1 pseudogene is annotated in these 235 nt (G+C 61.3%); it reads left to right on the plus strand.

Going from position 1 to position 235, the window contains the following annotated elements:
• Positions 1-235, plus strand: a pseudogene (locus JN414_RS16685) (glycosyltransferase family 1 protein); the annotation flags it as partial.

Genomic DNA, 235 nt, shown 5'->3' on the forward strand with positions numbered 1-235 from the left:
GCCTCTCGTGAATGGGTCCTACGTCCTGTTCGTCTCCACCCTCGAGGCCCGCAAGAACCATGCCCTGCTCTTCCGCGTCTGGCGCAGACTCCTCGAAGATCTGCCCGAAGACCAGGTTCCTACCCTCGTCTTTGCTGGGCGGGAGGGATGGCTCGTCTCCGATCTCATGCAACAGCTTGAAAACGCCCGCTGGCTCAACGGCAAGATCCGCTTCATCCAGAACCCTACCGACGCC

Source organism: Gluconobacter sp. Gdi, from assembly GCF_014132155.1.
Classification (GTDB): Bacteria; Pseudomonadota; Alphaproteobacteria; order Acetobacterales; family Acetobacteraceae; genus Gluconobacter.